We start from the raw sequence: 18,305 nt of genomic DNA, 5'->3' as shown, positions 1-18,305 counted from the left end.
CCCGTCCGCCGCTAATCTTTGGGAGCAAGCTCCCTCAGATTCGCTCGACTTGCATGTATTAGGCACGCCGCCAGCGTTCGTCCTGAGCCAGGATCAAACTCTCCAATAAAGTGTTTGATATAGCTCATAAAAATTTGTACTATATAGTACGTTTTTGTTAATCGAAATTAACGTTGGCACGCTTGGTTTTGTTTAGTTTTCAAAGAACTTTCGTCACCCAAAGGCGACTTCTTAAATGTAACATTTAACTCGTCATTAAGTCAACTGTTTTTTTTATCTTTCATTTCTCATTCAGCTCTGATTAGCTGACTTAAAAGATTATAGCAGTAACAATTACTACAGTCAACAAAAAATCAGAGCTTTTTATATAATTTCTTCGATAAATAGTTCTCTTCTCTCTTTTAATACAATAATTTCCTTCGTGTTCAAGGATTTTATCATTGGTCTAGTAGGATTATTATCATCCATAAAGATAATTTCAGCATCAACACCATTAGATAACCTGACCTTGGTCCCTGAAGAGAACTTTGCAATTCCTTTTTTTAATTCATTAATAATGGTAATGTCAAACTTACCAAAATCATCTTCCATAATTTGTTCTAAGACCTTAAAAGGGGATTGTTTACTACGGTATGGCCTAATAGACACCATTGCTTGGTACGTATCAGCCAAAGCTACTATCTTACTATATGGGTGTAACTGTGACCCTATTACATTTAAAGGATAGCCACTACCATCTATTCTTTCATGGTGCTGTAAAACTCCCATTTTCACTCCATCTTTAATAGACATAATATTTTTAAGCATATTGTAACTATGAACAGGATGCTGTCTAATATCTTTGTATTCACTCTCGGTCAAGGTTACATTCTTTTTTAAAATATTTGGATTCACTTTACTCATACCACAGTCACATAATAATCCAGTTATTGCAATTTGGTTTATTTCTCCCCTTTGGTAACCTAATTTTTTTGCCAGAAACGCACTTATCAACGCAACTGAGATACTATGGTGAAAAACATAATCTTCTTGTTGGCAATAGTGATACAACTTAAAAACTTCTTCATCATTAAGATCAATTTCTGCAACTAAGGGAATAATAACTTGTCTTATCTTCTGAATATCAAGTAAACCACCAGATTGCCAGTTTATAAAAAGCTGCTTATAAGCATGCACACTCTCTAAATATTGTTGGTAAAACGTCTTATGAGGTGTTACTTTCTCTTTTGAAGTATCTATTATTTGTTCTTCTTCAAATAATGCTGGTTTGAATTCTTTTCCATTTGCTAATAAATTCGCAACTTGTACTTCCTTCACTAAAAATGCCTGCAGAACATCGATTAAATGTTTATTAATGATTGCATTTTTAAAAATGATTGGTCTATTTGTTGCTGATAAGACATTATCCGTTAAAATACAGCCTTCTTGTAATTGATCAATATGGATTTTCAATAGGTACCCCTCCTTAGTCCATTATACCTAAAAATGATAATTTTGCTCATTTTTTCTTATCTATAATCAATAAAATTGAATCTCTTTAGATAAAAAAAGAGCTAATACAACACAATGGTGTGTACTAGCTCCTGTTTTCTATTCTTCAGGTTGTTCTTCTGAATCATCTGCTTCTTCATGATCTTGTTCATCTTCCTTTTGCACCAAGGCAACAGTTGATACAGAAACATTTTCATCCAGTTTAATTAATTTTACCCCTTGTGTGTTACGTCCCATTTTGGAAATTGTATCAACATCCATACGAATAATAATACCACTTGCCGTGATTAACATAATATCCTCTTCCCCAGTAGCAGCTTTCACTGAGACGACCGGTCCATTTTTATCGGTGATATTACATGTTTTTAATCCCTTACCGCCACGGCTTTGAGTACGATATTCCTCAGAAGGAGTTCTTTTTCCATAACCATTGCATGTCACAATAAGAACATCCACACTTTCTTCAAGAATCTCCATACCTACAACTTCGTCATCCTCATCAAGGGTGATTCCTTTAACTCCTGATGCAGTTCGACCCATTGAACGCACATCTGATTCAGGGAATCGAATCAACATACCATTTTTGGTTCCGATAATAATGTCTTTTGAGCCATCCGTTAATTTAACGGAAATTAGTTCATCTTGTTCACGGAGACCTACAGCGATTAAACCATTATTACGGATATTCGCGAACTGAGATAATGGAGAACGCTTGGAGATACCTTCCTTGGTTGTAAAGAACAAGAACCAATCATCAACAAATTCGGATACAGGTATAATTGCATTTACCCATTCACCTTTTTCTACACTTAACAAATTGATAATCGGAAGGCCTTTAGCTGTTCTGCTGAACTCAGGAATTTCATATCCTTTTGCTCTATAAACTTTCCCTTTATTCGTAAAGAATAGTATTGTATCGTGAGTGGATGTTGTTAATAGATGTTCGACAAAATCATCATCATTTGTCCCCATTCCCTGGATACCTCTACCTCCACGTTTTTGACTTCTGTAGGTAGAAACAGGAAGACGTTTAATGTATCCATTATGAGTTAAAGTAATGACGATATTCTCAACTGGAATAAGATCTTCATCCTCGATTGATTCAAGACCACCAGACACAATTTCTGTACGACGGACATCATTAAAACGGTCTTTAATTTCTGTAAGTTCTTCACGTATAATAGCAAGTACTTTTTCCTCATCAGCGAGGATTGCTTTTAGTTCAGCAATTAACTTAATAAGTGATTGATATTCTTCCTCAATCTTCTCACGTTCTAATCCTGTTAATCTTTGAAGCCTCATATCTAAAATTGCTTGAGCCTGCTTTTCACTTAATGAAAATTGCTCCATTAATCCGTTACGTGCAATTTCAGTTGTTTGTGAATTACGGATTAACGTAATAACCGCATCTAAATGGTCAAGTGCAATACGCAGACCTTCAAGTATATGAGCCCTTGCTTCTGCTTTTCTTAATTCAAAAGCAGTTCGACGTTTAATAACTACTTTTTGATGCTCAAGATAATAGAAGAGCATTTGCTTAATATTAAGAACCTTTGGATGGCCGTCCACAAGAGAAAGCATATTAATTCCAAAGCTTGTTTGTAGGGCAGTTTGTTTATAAAGGTTATTAAGTAATACATTGGCATTTGCATCTTTACGTACTTCGATAACAACGCGCATACCAGTACGGTCAGATTCATCACGTAAATCTGTAATTCCGTCAATTTTCTTATCGCGAACTAATTCAGCTATCTTTTCAACAAGTTTTGCTTTATTTACTTGATAAGGTATCTCTTTGACGATAATTACTTGTTTTCCTGAAGGTTTTTCTTCAATTTCAACCTTCGCTCGAAGTGTAATGGAACCTCGACCTGTTTCATATGCTTTTCGAATTCCACTGCGACCAATGATTTGACCCGCAGTAGGGAAGTCAGGTCCAGGTATAATTTCCATAATTTCAGGAATCGTCAAGTCAGGATCCTTACTTAAAGCAAGAACTCCATCGATGATCTCTCCTAATTGGTGTGGAGGAATATTTGTTGCCATCCCTACAGCAATTCCCGTTGCACCATTTACCAGTAGGTTCGGGAATCTGGCCGGAAGAACAACTGGTTCCCTTTCAGAGCCATCATAGTTATCCTGGTAATCAATTGTGTCTTTATTAATATCACGGATTAATTCCATGGATATTTTTGACATACGGGCTTCTGTATAACGCATTGCAGCCGCTGAATCCCCATCGACAGAACCAAAATTACCATGTCCATCAACTAACATATATCTAAAGTTAAAATCCTGAGCCATACGAACCATTGTTTCATAAACAGCTGAATCACCGTGTGGATGGTATTTACCGATTACTTCACCAACGATACGTGCTGATTTCTTAAATGGTTTGTCTGAGGTCATTCCTAAATCATTCATTGCATACAAAATACGACGATGAACAGGTTTTAATCCATCACGCACATCTGGTAAAGCACGAGAAACAATAACACTCATCGCATATCCTAAAAACGATTCACGCATTTCGTTACTAATATTTCTTTCTATAACATGAGAGCTTTGATTTTCCGCCATATTAAGATAACCTCCCTTTCCTTTCTGTAATCTTAATTGGGAGTGCCAAATAACTCATCAGAAAACGACAAAATATTGATAGTAATTGTCTGTTATAAATTCTGCCCAATTGGATATTTTAATTAATAGTCTACTCTTCATTATAGCAATATTAACGAGAGAATACACATGAATTTACTAGATAATTCATAGATAATCTATAATTTAAAAGACTTAAACTAAGGTCACTCTTATAAAAGTTTCTAACCTTCTAAAAAACACCTCATCGGTATGAGGTGTTTCATTCATTTTATCAAATATCTAGATTTTTGACATATTGCGCATTTTCTTCGATAAAGTTTCGACGAGGCTCGACTTTATCCCCCATAAGCGTATCGAAGGTTTCATCCGCATCAATTGCATCCTCTAGAGTTACTTGAAGTAAAGTACGCGTCTCCGGATCCATGGTTGTTTCCCATAATTGATCTGGATTCATCTCTCCTAGACCTTTATAACGTTGAATTCCAGGCTTTGGTTGTTCAGGCATTTCTGCTAAGTAAGCATCGAGTTGTTTATCATTATAGGCATATTCAATTCGCTTACCTTGCTGGATTTTATAAAGTGGCGGTTGGGCAATATAAATATAACCTTGTTCAATAATAGGACGCATGTAACGATAAAAGAACGTTAATAGTAATGTACGAATATGCGCCCCATCGACATCAGCATCTGTCATAATCACAACTTTATGATAACGGGCTTTAGTGATATCAAAATCTTCACCAATACCTGTGCCTAATGCTGTAATAATGGCTCTTATTTCGTTATTGGACAAAATTTTGTCCAATCTAGCCTTCTCAACATTGATAATTTTCCCTCTTAATGGCAGGATTGCCTGGAAATGCCGATCACGTCCCTGCTTCGCAGAGCCGCCCGCAGAATCACCCTCAACGATATATAATTCACTGATTGACGGATCCTTTGAAGAACAATCGGCTAGTTTACCTGGTAGATTTGAAATTTCCAAAGCACTTTTACGTCTGGTTAATTCACGGGCTTTTTTAGCTGCTAAACGTGCTCTGGCTGCCATAAGACCTTTTTCAACAATCTTTCTTGCTACTGATGGATTCTCTAACATGAATTTATCAAACGCTTCAGAGAAAACAGAATCTGTTACCGTACGAACCTCAGAATTCCCCAATTTCGTTTTCGTTTGTCCCTCAAACTGAGGGTCAGGATGTTTAATCGAGATAATAGCTGTAATACCTTCCCGAACATCTTCTCCTGATAAATTATCATCATTTTCTTTAAAAATCTTATTCTTTCTAGCGTAATCATTAATAACACGAGTTAATGCTGATTTAAATCCAGCTTCATGTGTTCCACCTTCATAGGTATGAATATTATTAGCGAAAGAATAAATATTACTAGTATAGCTATCATTATACTGAATAGCTACTTCTGTTGTGATCCCGTCTTTCTCACCTTCAATGTAGACCGGTTCATCATGGATAACCTCACGAGTACGGTTTAAGTGTTCAACATAAGATTTTATACCACCTTCATAGTAGTATTCATTTGAACGCTTATTCTCACGTTTATCCTCAATTGTTATTTTTAAGCCGCGGTTAAGAAATGCAAGCTCTCGAATACGATTGGCTAACGTTTCATAATCATATTCTGTTGTTTCTTTAAATATCTCAGGATCCGGCTTAAAGTGAGTAATCGTTCCGGTTACCTCAGTTTCACCAATAACCTCTAAATCAGCTGCAGGTACTCCTTTATGAAACTGTTGAAAGTGCACTTTCCCTTCACGATGTACTGTTACATCAAGTACTGTTGAAAGGGCATTTACTACAGAGGCACCAACACCGTGAAGACCACCGGAAACTTTATATCCTCCGCCACCAAATTTACCTCCGGCATGGAGAACTGTCATAATAACTTCAACAGCTGGACGTCCCATTTTTTCATGGATCCCAACCGGAATTCCTCGACCATTATCTTTAACAGTAATACTGTTGTCTTCTTCTATGAGCACATTGATTTCAGTACAGAAACCCGCCAATGCCTCATCTATACTATTATCAACAATTTCCCAAACTAAATGATGAAGACCCTTGCCGCTAGTAGATCCAATATACATTCCAGGGCGTTTTCGAACAGCTTCCAGACCTTCTAATACTTGAATCTGATTTTCATCATATGATTGTTGTTGGACTTGATTGTTATCTGTCGTCACACTGATCACCTACACTTTTCCTAAAGCTTACATAACTGATTTTGAAGCTTGATAATTAATAGCCTCTTAAAAAGAGTATTCTGTTACCAATAAAAAAAATTGATGACAGGTAGCTTTATATTTAAGTCTATAAAAGCCTTAATCAATCTATATCAAAAGCAACTTGTGCTCGTTTTTTTAATGTGCTTGATGATAAAGGTGAAAAATAAATTTTATCAAGCGTTATAATAATAGATTTTGCATCATTACTTGCCAGTTGAACGATCTTATCCCTCTGTTTCTTAAAAAACTCATCCACAATTGATGAATCTTGTGAAGATTGTCGATCCAGTATCATAACGACTTCTTTTGAAGGAACAACATGGTTGTCTCCCAGATGAATATACATATGAATCACCTCATTTTTTGTCAGAAAGCTCTCCTGCTTTCACATGGAAAGTAGCAGCTTCTCTTAATGTTTGATGGTCGATTCCTTCTACACTTGTTGTTGTAACAAATGTTTGCACTTTACCCTGGATGGTATTTAATAAATGTGATTGTCTAAAATCATCCAATTCAGATAAAACATCATCCAGCAAAAGAATCGGATATTCTCCTATTTCGTTATGAATCAAATCAATCTCAGCCAATTTCAGGGATAGAGCAGTTGTTCTTTGCTGACCTTGTGACCCATATGTTTGCACATCATGATCATTCACGTAAAAGAGCATATCATCACGATGGGGTCCTGCAAGCGTAGCCCCACGTTCTATTTCTTTCTCTCTTATTTTAACAAATTTTTGTTCATATGCTTCTATCATTTTTGTCAAATCATAATCTTCTGATACATCTACCGAAGGCTTATATTTAATTTTAAGTGTTTCCAATCCTCTACTAATACCAGAATGAACCGGCTCAGCCCATTTTTGGAGCTCAGATACAAACTGTAGACGTTTGTTAATAATTTTGGCAGCCGCTTCACATAGTTGTTCTGTTAAAACATCAAGCATTGTTTGATCTTTTTGCTTTCTTAGCTGTAACATTTTCAAGTAATGATTTCGCTGCTGCATAATTTTCTGATAGCGACTTAAGTCATGAAGATAAACAGCAGAAACTTGACCAATTTCCATATCAATAAATCGCCGTCTAACTTGCGGACTTCCTTTTACCAAATTTAAATCCTCAGGAGCAAACATGATAACGTTCATGCCCCCGACATACTGACTTAATTTCTCTTGTTCTATATGATTTAATTTTGCTTTTTTTCCTTTTTTGGAAATAACCAACTGAAGAGCTGTTGAGCGATTATATTTTTCAATGCTACCCTCTATTTTAGCATACTCTTTATCCCAACCTATTAATTCCTTATCATTCGAAGTTCGGTGTGATTTAGCCATGGCCAGAACATAGATCGATTCCATTACATTTGTTTTTCCTTGGGCATTTTCCCCAAGGATCACATTAACTTTATTTTCAAATTGCACAGTTAAGTCGTCATAATTACGATAATTTTTTAATTTCAGCTCTTTTATAAACAAATTTTGTACACCAACTTTAATTTTTCACAATATACGTGCCGAAATCAGGTATATAAAGAACATCGCCATCTCTCAGTTTCTTACCACGACGATTTTCAGGCTCATTATTTACAAAGATCTCATATTCTGATAAAAACCATTTTGCCATTCCTCCAGACTGAATGACATCTGCCAATTTCAGAAACTGACCTAGTGTAATAAACTCCGAATCAATTTTGACAGGTTTAGCCATAGTAACCACCTTTCTCATCAGTAGTCTCTAACCTTTTTATTTTACTAAAAATTTGATCATAAGTACAACTACTCTCAGCATCTCTTTTTAGTGTCCACTCCAGAAAGACATTAAACTCTAACCTTCACAGCATATAGGTAATTTTGACCATACATCTATTTTTTTACAGCTAAAAGAAAAGGACTGACATTAAAATCAGTCCATCCTTCAAAAAAAATCAGTATGTTCTTACTGGTAAAATGAGCTGGAGCATAGAATCATCATCTTTGGTCCGAATCACAAACGGTCTCATAGCTCCAGTAAAATTAACATTTATCTCAGTTCCTTCGAGTGCCTTTAATGCGTCCATTACATATTTTGCACTGAATGAAATTTTCAGTTCCTCTCCAACAACTTCTTCTGCTTGAATTTCCTCACTTACTTTCCCAATTTCAGGAGAGTTAGATGAAACTTCAATCATTCCATCTGTTAAAGTTGACAGTTTAACAACATTATTTCGTGCTTCCTTAGCGAGTAGTGAAGCACGATCAATTGCTTGTAAGAATTCCTTTGAATTCAACGTTAGGTTTGTTTTGCTATCTGAGGGAATTAATCGGGATGTATCTGGATAATTACCGTCTAACAATCTTGAGAAAAACAATAAGTTTTTTGCTTTAAATAAGACTTGATTTTCAGTAATAACAATTTCAATCGGCTCACTAGTATCATCAAGGATTTTACTTAATTCACTAAGACTTTTCCCGGGAATAACAGCATTATAATAACTTTGATTTTCAGAATTAATCTTAGCTTTTCTTAATGCTAAACGATGACTATCTGTAGCTATACAAATCAGTTCACCATTCTCAAGTTTCCAATTAACACCTGTTAAAATAGGTCTTGTTTCAGAAGTTGAAACAGCAAATACAGTTTGACGAATCATTGCTTTTAGTAAGTCCGTTGGAATTTTAAAGATATTATCTTCCTCAATCTGTGGAAGAAGAGGGTATTCTTCAGCATCTAAGCCATTAAGACTAAACTCCGCTTTACCGGATCGAATGATCGTTGAATGATGATTACCTACTTCAATTTCAACGATTTCCATTGGAAGTTTCTTTACGATTTCACTAAAAAACTTTGCTGTTAATACAACACTACCGGCTTGGACAATTTCTACAAATTCTTTACCATCTTCTTCAGCTGGTATAAAAGATTCAATAGAGATATCAGAATCACTACCAGTTAAGGTAACACCCTCAGTATGAGCAACAATCTTAATTCCTGTCAGAATAGGGATTGTTGTTCTGGATGACACAGCTTTCATTACATCTTGTACACCTTGAACTAATTTATCTCGTTGAATTATAAACTTCATGATTTAATTCCTCCTGTTCCTAAGCCAATTTAAATTCTAGCAATGCAAATAGGATTTGTGAAATTTTTTTATGTTTAGTTATATTATTTTTTATTAAAAATATAATAGAAGTACTAGTAGGTGCTGTGGAAATGTGGATAACTATCTCAAAAGAAGAGAAACACAGCCTATCCACATGTGGACAGACTGTGTATATATCTGTACGGGTTATTCACATTATTCATCTATTAAAATTAAGAACCTTTTAATAAACCTGTAATTTCTTTTAACTGTTGTTGCAGTAACTCATCAGATTGAAGCATCTTAGAAATTTTTTCATGAGCATGAATAACAGTTGTATGGTCACGTCCTCCAAATTCCTCTCCAATTTTCGGGAGTGAAGAATCAGTTAATTCTCTAGATAAATACATAGCAATTTGTCTAGGAAAGGCGACTGATTTCGTTCTCTTCTTCGCTTTAAAATCTTCTAATTTAACTTGAAACTCTTGTCCCACTATCCGTTGAATATCACTAATTGAAATCATTCTAGGTTTGGAGTTGGGGATGATGTCTTTTAATGCTTCAGCAGCTAAATCTGCATTTATATCTTTATTTATAAGGGAAGAATAGGCAACAACACGAATTAGCGCACCCTCTAATTCCCGAATATTTGAGTCGATTTGATTTGCGATATAAAGCATCACTTCATTAGGTATATCAAGCCCTTCTGCCTTGGCCTTTTTCCTAAGGATAGCAATCCTCGTTTCTAAATCCGGCGGAGTAATATCTGTAATTAACCCCCACTCAAAGCGAGAACGAAGGCGATCCTCTAAAGTCGGGATCTCCTTCGGTGGACGATCACTTGAAATAACAATTTGTTTGCTTTCTTCATGAAGTGTATTAAAAGTATGGAAAAATTCCTCTTGAGTTTGTTCTTTTCCTGCTAAAAATTGAATATCATCAATTAGTAAAACATCAACACTTCTATATTTATTTCTAAATTCGACAGTCTTATTATCTCTAATAGAATTAATAAATTCATTTGTAAACTTCTCGGATGATAAATAAACAACCTTTGCAGATGGTTTATGATCGATTACATAATGGCCGATAGCGTGCATTAAGTGAGTTTTCCCAAGTCCAACTCCTCCGTAGATAAACAAAGGATTGTAAGCTTTAGCAGGCGCCTCGGCTACTGCCAAAGATGCTGCATGAGCAAAGCGGTTGCCGGATCCTATTACAAACGTATCAAATGTATATTTAGGGTTTAACATGTTCTGCGGTAATTCAGTATGTTCCTCATCCTGTTTATTTATTTGTTTAATGGGTGAATTAGGAACAAAGTCATCATCTGTTTGATTTTGGGGAATAATAAATTTTATTGCAAATTCTTCACCAGTTAATTGATAGATTGAATCCGCAATTAAATGCAAGTATCTGGATTCCAACCAGTCCCTGGCAAATTCATTTGGAGCAGTAATTGTTAAAGTGTCCCCCTGAATTCCATGAGCTTTTGTTGATTTTAGCCAAGTTTCAAAGCTGGGCTTACTTATTTTTTTTTCGATCTCTGCCAAAGCCTTATCCCATAGCTCAGAAATATTCTCCATTTACGTAGTGTCCCTCCTTTGCCAAAACGCTCTTTTGTATAACAATTGTACAAGTTGCGAATATGCGTGTATAAACATGCAAAAGTTGACGTATGTGAATAAATATATAATATAGTAAAAAAACGTCTTTTCGACAAAACCCACGACTTGTGGACAACAATTTACACAACCTGTTTATAAACTTTCCACATGTTATCCACAGTCTGTGGATATGTTGAAAACATCAATAGTTTATTAAGAGTGAAAACACAAATATAATATCAGAATAAAACTAGATATGCAACGGTTTTTACAAACTTATCCACATAATTAATCATTTGTTAAAATAAATTGTCCACAATGATAAAATATGTGAAAAACTTGTCGATAACAGATGTGGATAGTGAAGAATCGTGTCGAAAAAATATCCACAGGCTATCCTGTAGAAGGGGAAGAGGATTTCATACATAAAACGAAATATTTTTTTAGCGTAATATTAAATACGTTAAAAATGGTTAACTAAAATGAAATTAGCAGTTGGTGGTTGACAATTTATGTGGTAGGTAACTATAATTAGTAAGACTGTCTTTAACTGTTATTCCTCAGGGAGGTGTCAATATATGAAACGTACTTATCAACCAAATAAACGTAAACGTAGTAAAGTTCATGGTTTCCGTAGCCGTATGAGCACAGCTAATGGACGTAAAGTTCTTGCTCGCCGTCGTCGCAGAGGAAGAAAAGTATTATCAGCATAGGCCACTGAAAAGTCAGTGGTCTCTTTTTTTAAGATAAAGTAATGGTTAGTTAATAAAAGGCACTATGTTAATTGGAGCGTAATTTGCGGACAAGGTTAACAGAGTGTTTTACATATTAGATTTGATTTAAATAGGGTGATCTGGTTTAAAAGAGGTAGAAGACACAATAGTAAGTAAGTTTAAATCAAGAGTAATTCAGATATAATGATGGTGATCATTCTGTTGTTGACATAATAGCAGAACAAACCGGAGTGAAGGAAAATGAAAAGGAAGTACAGAATTAAGAAAAATAAAGATTTTCAAGTTGTCTTTAAAAAAGGTAAGTCAGTTGCCAATAGACAATTTGTTCTTTATATATTGCAAAAACCGGAAGAAAAGGAATTTCGGATTGGACTATCAGTAAGTAAGAAGATAGGAAATGCTGTTACACGCAATAAAGTTAAGCGTTTAATTCGACAGGTTTTTTCAGAAGAGAAACATCGAATTGCAAGTGGAAAAGAATTTATCGTTATTGCTAGGAAACCAGCTGCAGACATGAATTATCATGAAGTGAAGGGCAGCTTGAACCACTTATTTAGAAAAGCCAAAATATATCAAAAAAAATAGATGATGAAAATTGTAGAAATTATATTAATGAAAACTTCATCAGACAAAACCATTCTATGATTAAAAGTGTTAAGATAATACCTATGTGGAACTTTTTCTATCTTTTAACGTACAAAAAGGGTATCAATTATTGATTAGGAGGAAAAAGGTTTGAAGAGGCGCATATTTTTAATTGCAGGATTAGTAGGCATCCTGGCTCTATTAACTGGTTGTACGGAAGTAAATGTTCCGATTACATCTGAAAGTGAAGGGTTCTGGAATTCTTACATTGTTTATCCTTTATCACAACTTATTACATATTTTGCAGAGATAACTGGTGATAATTATGGTATTTCAATTGTTATTGTGACACTCATTATTCGATTGGCTATTCTGCCGTTGATGATCAAACAAATGAAAAGTTCTAAAGCAATGCAAGCTATTCAACCGGAAATGCAAAAATTGAGAGAAAAATATAGTTCAAAAGATCAACAAACTCAACAAAAACTTCAACAGGAAACAATGGCGTTATTCCAGCAGCATGGTGTTAATCCACTTGCAGGTTGTTTTCCTTTAATTATTCAAATGCCGATTTTAATCGGGTTCTATCATGCAATTATGAGAACTGAGGAAATCGCACAGCACAATTTCTTATGGTTTGACTTAGGTGAAAGAGATCCTTTCTTCATCCTACCGTTAGTTGCGGGTGTCACAACATTTATCCAACAAAAAATGATGATGGCCGGGAATGCTAATCAAAACCCACAAATGGCTATGATGTTATGGCTTATGCCGATTATGATCGTTGTTTTCGCAATAAGTTTCCCTGCTGCTCTATCTTTATATTGGGTAGTCGGAAATCTCTTCATGATTGTTCAAACATATTTTGTAAAAGGTCCTGAATTAAAGGCCGCAAAAGATGGAGGAAATAAAAAGTGATGGAAGTAACTGCTAATGGACAAACTGTCAATGAAGCAGTAGAGGAAGCATTAAAGCAATTGCAAGCAAAACGAGACGAAGTTGAGATCACAATTCTTGATGAAGGAAAAAAGGGCTTTTTCGGAGTTTTTGGAAAAAAACCTGCTAGTGTTAAAGTCACACTCATTCACAACCCAACTAAAGCTGTACAAGAATTTTTAGCTGATGTTATACAAAAAATGGGAATTAATTCGGATGTCCATGTAAAACAATCTGGAAAAGTAATAAAAATTCAACTATCTGGAGATAAAATGTCAGTTTTGATTGGAAAAAGAGGGCAGACATTAAATTCTTTGCAATATCTTACTCAATTAGTTGCTAACCGCAACTCCAATCATTATCTGCAGATTATATTGGATGCTGAAAATTATCGAAAAAAAAGAAAAGATACATTAAAACAGCTTGCGGGAAGGCTTGCTAAGCAGGCAATTCGCACCTCGAAAAATGTATCATTAGAGCCGATGCCTTCATATGAAAGAAAAGTAATTCACGCTGCACTTGCTGAATTTAAAGAAATTAAAACATACTCAGTTGGCGAAGAGCCAAACAGACATTTAGTTATATCACCTAAAAAAAGAGGATGACACAGTCATCCTCTTTTTTCTTCTAATAATTATCATTATATTAAGAAAACAATTAATGGTAGAACATTCCTCATATAAACACCCCAGTTTATTTGCTCATTTAAATTAAAAGTGATCATTTCTGCTTTTTAGTTGGTTTTTTTACTTAGGATCAATTTACTATGTGCAGGAAATATTGTTATTAACATGTGGATAAGTTAAAATAAGTAGAGGTATATAAGATAGTGGATAAAATGATGTGGATAAAACAAAGTAATTTTTCTTTCTTATGAAAACGAAATATGCTATCTTTAAAATTTGGTCGAGTTGATAAAAGGAATTTGTATAGATAAATAAAAGAGAGAGGTGATCGTAGCGATGGAGTTAGATACAATCGCAGCGATATCAACACCTTTAGGAGAGGGAGCCATTGCAATTGTCAGATTAAGTGGTGAAGATGCGATTCAAATTGCAGATAAGCTATTTAAAGCTCCTTCAAATAAAAGGTTAACAATGGTTGACTCCCATACGATCCATTACGGACATATAATTGATCCAGCAACAAATGCTGTTGTTGAGGAAGTAATGGTTTCTTTAATGAGAGGGCCTAAAACATTTACAAGAGAAGATGTAGTCGAGATAAACTGCCATGGAGGTATTGTGACAGTTAATCGAGTGCTGCAATTAATCATACAAAACGGGGCGAGACTTGCAGAACCCGGAGAATTTACAAAAAGGGCCTTTCTTAACGGCAGAATTGACTTATCCCAAGCAGAAGCTGTAATGGATTTAATTCGTGCAAAAACAGACAGGGCTATGAATGTGGCAATAGGACAAATGGAAGGGAAATTGTCTAAGCTCGTTCAAAGGTTAAGACAGGAAATACTAGAAACATTAGCACATGTTGAAGTCAATATAGACTACCCTGAATACGACGATGTAGAAGAAATGACACATCAAATGCTCATAGAAAAGGCATCATTCGTAAAAGATGAAATAAGTAAGCTTTTACAGACATCCCAGCAGGGAAAGATTTTAAGAGAAGGTCTTTCAACCGTTATAATTGGTAGACCAAATGTAGGGAAATCATCTTTATTAAATAGTCTTGTTCAAGAAAACAAGGCAATTGTAACTGATATTCCCGGTACAACAAGGGATGTTATAGAAGAGTATGTAAATGTCAGAGGTGTCCCACTCCGTCTGGTTGATACAGCGGGTATCCGTGAGACTGAGGATATAGTAGAAAGAATTGGTGTAGAGCGGTCAAGGAAAGTATTAAAAGAAGCTGATTTGATTCTTTTAGTATTAAACTTTCATGAAAAGCTTTCTGAAGAAGATATTCAGCTATTCGAAGCAGTTAAAGGTATGGACGTTATTGTCATTGTCAATAAAACGGATTTAGAAAAACGAATTGATCTTGATAAAGTAAAAGAATTAGCTAATGGAAGACCGGTTGTGACAACGTCGTTACTTGAAGAGCAAGGAATCGATGAACTTGAGGAAGCAATAAGTGCATTGTTTTTCAAAGGAAATGTTCAAAGCGGTGATTTAACATATGTATCAAACTCCAGACATATTGCATTATTAACTGCTGCAAAAACATCAATTGAGGATGCTTTAGTTGGAATAGATGCAGGAGTACCGATTGATATTGTACAAATTGATTTGACCAGATGTTGGGAACAACTTGGGGAAATCATTGGTGACGCTGTTCATGAGAGCTTAATTGATCAGTTATTCTCTCAATTTTGTTTAGGAAAATAGAAATGTTCTAAAAGGAGGTTACAAAATGACCTATCATGCAGGGAATTATGATGTTATCGTTGTTGGGGCTGGACATGCCGGTTGTGAATCAGCACTTGCTTCAGCACGAATGGGTGCTAAAACACTCGCTATTACCATTAACTTAGATATGGTCGCATTTATGCCTTGTAATCCATCTGTTGGTGGACCTGCAAAAGGAATTGTTGTCCGCGAAATAGATGCTTTAGGCGGAGAAATGGGTAAAAATATTGATAAAACACACATTCAAATGAGAATGTTAAATACAGGAAAAGGACCAGCTGTAAGAGCACTGCGTGCCCAAGCGGATAAATTTGCTTATCAACATGAAATGAAGAAAACAATGGAAAATGAACCAAATCTAACATTGCTTCAAGGAATGGTTGATCGACTTATCGTTGAAGATGGTGTTTGTAAAGGTATCGTTACCCAAACAGGTGCGGAATACTTTGCGAAAGCTGTAGTTTTAACGACAGGAACATTTTTAAGAGGGGAAATTATACTCGGTGAATTAAAATATTCAAGTGGTCCAAATAATCAACAACCTTCTATAAAGTTATCAGAACACCTACAAGAATTAGGTTTTGATTTAGTCCGATTTAAAACCGGTACACCTCCGCGTGTCAATAGTCATTCCATTGATTACAGCAAAACAGAAATACAACCGGGAGATGAAGTTCCGCGAGCTTTCTCATATGAAACAACAAAATACATTACAGATCAGCTTCCATGCTGGTTAACGTATACTAGTGGGGAAACTCATAAAATAATTGATGATAATCTTCACCGATCTCCAATGTATTCTGGAATGATTAAAGGGACTGGGCCGAGATACTGCCCATCAATTGAAGATAAAGTTGTTCGATTTAATGACAAACCCCGGCACCAAATCTTTTTAGAACCTGAAGGCAGAAATACTCAAGAGGTCTATGTGCAGGGACTTTCAACAAGTTTACCGGAAGATGTGCAGCAACAAATTCTTAAAACCATCCCAGGACTAGAAAAAGTTCAAATGATGAGGGCAGGGTATGCCATTGAATATGATGCCATTGTGCCGACACAATTATGGCCTACACTTGAAACCAAAGCAATTTCTTCTTTATATACAGCTGGCCAAATAAATGGAACATCAGGATATGAAGAAGCGGCTGGTCAAGGATTAATGGCAGGGATTAATGCTGCACAGAAAGCCCTTGGAAAAGAAGAAGTTATTTTAAGTCGTTCGGATGCTTATATTGGTGTGCTAATTGATGACTTAGTGACAAAAGGTACAAATGAGCCATATCGTTTGCTTACATCAAGAGCAGAATATCGATTATTGTTACGTCATGATAATGCAGATTTACGTTTAACGGATATTGGCCATAAAATTGGGCTTATTTCAGATGAACGTTACGAAAAGTTTAATTTGAAAAAGCTAGCAATAGAAGAAGAAAAAGAACGCTTATCTTCGACTATTATTAAGCCGAATCAAGAAACGCAAAACCTCATCCTTTCTGTTGGTGGAAGTGAACTAAAGGATGGTATTAAAGCAGCGGATTTGCTTAAACGTCCTGAAATGACCTACGGGCATATCGCACAACTTGTTCCATCAGAACAAGTTGTGGATTCAGATGTATCTGAACAAGTTGAAATTCAGGTCAAATATGAAGGTTATATTGAAAAATCCTTACAGCAAGTGGAAAAATTAAAGAAAATGGAAAATAAAAAGGTTCCGGAAGATATCGATTATGATGATATTAATGGACTAGCCTCTGAAGCACGCCAAAAGCTTAAAGAAGTTAGACCTCTATCAGTTGCTCAGGCGTCACGTATAGCCGGTGTAAACCCTGCTGATATTTCCATTTTATTGGTTTATCTCGAGCAAGGAAGAATAGCCAGAGTCTCTAATCAATAATAGAAAGGTTTTGAGCATGGATAGGGCACTATTTCAATCAAGTTTAGCTGAGAAAGGAATTCATCTTTCTCAGCATCAGATGGATCAATTTGATATATATTTTAAACTTTTAGTAGAATGGAATGAAAAAATGAATTTGACGTCCATCACTGAAGAAAAGGACGTTTACTTAAAGCATTTTTATGACTCAATTTCAGCTGCATTTCATTTTGATTTTTCAAACCCTCTTTCTATATGTGATGTAGGTGCCGGTGCAGGATTTCCAAGTATTCCAATTAATATTTGTTTTCCTCACTTGAACGTATCAATTGTAGATTCTTTACAAAAAAGAATTACTTTTTTATCACACTTGGCAAATGAATTAGGTTTACAAAACATTCAGTTGTTCCATGATCGAGCTGAAACATTTGGTCAAAATAAGCAATATAGGGAATCGTATGATATCGTAACAGCAAGAGCCGTAGCTAGATTATCTGTATTAAGCGAACTATGTATACCTTTAGTGAAAAAAGACGGGTATTTTATTGCAATGAAAGGTGCGGCTGCTCAAGAGGAACTCGAAGCAGGAAAAAAAGCGTTAGGAGTTTTAGGTGGTAACGTAAAACAGATTCATTCATTTGAGTTACCAATGGAAGAAAGTGAAAGAACCATTATTATTATTCAAAAAGAAAAAACAACTCCAAAAAAATATCCAAGAAAGCCTGGAACGCCTAATAAGCTTCCAATTGAGTAGATGTTTCACATGAAACATTTACTCAATCTTTTGAGTATTTTGAAGGAAATAG

15 protein-coding genes and 1 rRNA gene are annotated in these 18,305 nt (G+C 35.3%); 7 read left to right on the top strand and 9 right to left on the bottom strand.

The window, feature by feature from the left end; translation table 11 throughout:
- The 9 genes from LC095_RS10910 to dnaA form a co-directional block, all read right to left on the bottom strand.
- Positions 1-109: ribosomal RNA gene (locus LC095_RS10910) — 16S ribosomal RNA — on the bottom strand; the annotation flags it as partial.
- Between the two features lie 254 nt (positions 110-363).
- Entirely contained in the window at positions 364-1,452 is a 1,089-nt protein-coding gene (locus LC095_RS10905; protein WP_226528212.1) for an HD-GYP domain-containing protein, read from the bottom strand.
- A gap of 138 nt (positions 1,453-1,590) precedes the next feature.
- Positions 1,591-4,071: a DNA gyrase subunit A gene (gene gyrA, locus LC095_RS10900; RefSeq protein ID WP_226528211.1), complete on the bottom strand. Its 2,481-nt coding sequence runs from the start codon at positions 4,069-4,071 to the stop codon at positions 1,591-1,593.
- Positions 4,072-4,363: 292 nt separating this feature from the next.
- Entirely contained in the window at positions 4,364-6,292 is a 1,929-nt protein-coding gene (gyrB, locus tag LC095_RS10895) for a DNA topoisomerase (ATP-hydrolyzing) subunit B (RefSeq protein WP_226528210.1), read from the bottom strand.
- Positions 6,293-6,434: 142 nt separating this feature from the next.
- Positions 6,435-6,680, bottom strand: a complete 246-nt coding sequence (gene remB, locus LC095_RS10890) for an extracellular matrix regulator RemB (protein ID WP_026562868.1) — start codon at positions 6,678-6,680, stop codon at positions 6,435-6,437.
- Between the two features lie 10 nt (positions 6,681-6,690).
- Positions 6,691-7,809 (bottom strand): DNA replication/repair protein RecF, encoded by a 1,119-nt coding sequence (recF, locus tag LC095_RS10885; protein ID WP_226528209.1) that lies wholly within the window; start codon positions 7,807-7,809, stop codon positions 6,691-6,693.
- 16 nt (positions 7,810-7,825) lie between these two features.
- Complete coding sequence (gene yaaA / locus LC095_RS10880; RefSeq protein WP_026561638.1) at positions 7,826-8,041, bottom strand: S4 domain-containing protein YaaA; 216 nt, start codon at positions 8,039-8,041, stop codon at positions 7,826-7,828.
- A gap of 217 nt (positions 8,042-8,258) precedes the next feature.
- Complete coding sequence (dnaN, locus tag LC095_RS10875) at positions 8,259-9,395, bottom strand: DNA polymerase III subunit beta (RefSeq protein WP_226528208.1); 1,137 nt, start codon at positions 9,393-9,395, stop codon at positions 8,259-8,261.
- Positions 9,396-9,628: 233 nt separating this feature from the next.
- The gene (gene dnaA / locus LC095_RS10870; protein ID WP_026561636.1) at positions 9,629-10,981 is read right to left on the bottom strand and encodes a chromosomal replication initiator protein DnaA; all 1,353 of its coding nucleotides are present in this window, start codon (positions 10,979-10,981) and stop codon (positions 9,629-9,631) included.
- 599 nt (positions 10,982-11,580) lie between these two features.
- Here dnaA and rpmH point away from each other — a divergent pair.
- The 7 genes from rpmH (at position 11,581) to rsmG (ending at position 18,253) form a co-directional block, all read left to right on the top strand.
- Entirely contained in the window at positions 11,581-11,715 is a 135-nt protein-coding gene (gene rpmH, locus LC095_RS10865) for a 50S ribosomal protein L34 (protein WP_026561635.1), read from the top strand.
- Between the two features lie 261 nt (positions 11,716-11,976).
- Positions 11,977-12,321: a ribonuclease P protein component gene (gene rnpA, locus LC095_RS10860; RefSeq protein ID WP_226528207.1), complete on the top strand. Its 345-nt coding sequence runs from the start codon at positions 11,977-11,979 to the stop codon at positions 12,319-12,321.
- Between the two features lie 150 nt (positions 12,322-12,471).
- The gene (gene spoIIIJ, locus LC095_RS10855) at positions 12,472-13,239 is read left to right on the top strand and encodes a YidC family membrane integrase SpoIIIJ (protein ID WP_226528206.1); all 768 of its coding nucleotides are present in this window, start codon (positions 12,472-12,474) and stop codon (positions 13,237-13,239) included.
- Complete coding sequence (gene jag, locus LC095_RS10850; RefSeq protein ID WP_264196007.1) at positions 13,239-13,862, top strand: RNA-binding cell elongation regulator Jag/EloR; 624 nt, start codon at positions 13,239-13,241, stop codon at positions 13,860-13,862. Before spoIIIJ ends, jag begins: the two co-directional genes overlap by 1 nt.
- Positions 13,863-14,219: 357 nt before the next feature.
- Entirely contained in the window at positions 14,220-15,605 is a 1,386-nt protein-coding gene (gene mnmE, locus LC095_RS10845; RefSeq protein WP_226528204.1) for a tRNA uridine-5-carboxymethylaminomethyl(34) synthesis GTPase MnmE, read from the top strand.
- Between the two features lie 25 nt (positions 15,606-15,630).
- The gene (mnmG, locus tag LC095_RS10840) at positions 15,631-17,520 is read left to right on the top strand and encodes a tRNA uridine-5-carboxymethylaminomethyl(34) synthesis enzyme MnmG (protein WP_226528203.1); all 1,890 of its coding nucleotides are present in this window, start codon (positions 15,631-15,633) and stop codon (positions 17,518-17,520) included.
- A 16-nt stretch (positions 17,521-17,536) separates the two neighbouring features.
- On the top strand, positions 17,537-18,253 hold the full coding sequence (rsmG, locus tag LC095_RS10835) for a 16S rRNA (guanine(527)-N(7))-methyltransferase RsmG (RefSeq protein ID WP_226528219.1): 717 nt from the start codon (positions 17,537-17,539) through the stop codon (positions 18,251-18,253).
- Positions 18,254-18,305 lie beyond the last annotated feature (52 nt).

The organism is Metabacillus niabensis, assembly GCF_020524345.1.
Classification (GTDB): Bacteria; Bacillota; Bacilli; order Bacillales; family Bacillaceae; genus Metabacillus; species Metabacillus niabensis_B.
Note: the sequence above shows the minus strand (reverse complement) of the source record. Positions and strands in the feature narration are given on the sequence as shown.